A 633-nucleotide genomic window follows, 5' to 3' on the forward strand; every position below is an offset into this window, starting at 1 on the left:
CGCTGCTCTAAGGTCTGTTGAGCTTCAAGATTCCCATCTGAGCTAAGATCTGCTTCAAACTCGCAAAAGGGAGGTTTGAATGGACACGAGCAGGTTTGTCATCCGCGATCATCAATGGGCGAAGATGGAGCCACATTGCCTTGGGCTCAAAACGCATCCGGGTCGCACCGGCAGTGATGCACGCCTGTTTATGGAGGCGGTTTTCTGGATCGCGCGCACTGGATCGCCCTGGCGCGATCTGCCACCCGGTTTCGGGAACTGGAATACGATTTACCGCCGGTTTCGGGATTGGGCGCGGTTGGGTGTTTTTGAACGCATGTTCAATGATTTGTCTGATCAGCCTGATATGGAGATGGCGATGATTGATGGAACCATCGTCAAGGTTCATCGCGCCGGACAGGGCGCGAAAGGGGGACTCTCAGTCAGGCTATAGGCAGGTCCAAGGGCGGTTGGACGACCAAGATACTGGCGCTCACAGATGCCCTCGGCAACCTTGTGCGGTTCGTCCTTCTGCCGGGGAACCGCTATGATACCGTGGGCGTTGCTCCCTTGATCCAAGGCCTTTCGTTCGACACTCTGCTGGCGGACAAGGCCTTCGACAGCAATTGGATTGTCGAAGAGAGGAACGCGCGC

Annotated in this window: 1 protein-coding gene; it reads left to right on the forward strand. The window is 56.2% G+C overall.

Annotated features, from left to right (window positions below):
• Positions 1–79: 79 nt before the first annotated feature.
• On the forward strand, positions 80–433 hold the full coding sequence (locus MUB52_RS24175; protein WP_404818278.1) for an IS5 family transposase: 354 nt from the start codon (positions 80–82) through the stop codon (positions 431–433).
• The last annotated feature ends 200 nt before the right edge of the window (positions 434–633 follow it).

The organism is Roseobacter sinensis (assembly GCF_025755255.1).
GTDB classification, from domain to species: domain Bacteria; phylum Pseudomonadota; class Alphaproteobacteria; order Rhodobacterales; family Rhodobacteraceae; genus Roseobacter; species Roseobacter sinensis.

Excerpts from the sequence above, each read along its gene's own strand:
- MUB52_RS24175 (WP_404818278.1), top strand. The coding sequence starts at position 80 with ATGGACACGAGCAGGTTTGTCATCCGCGATCATCAATGGGCGAAGATG.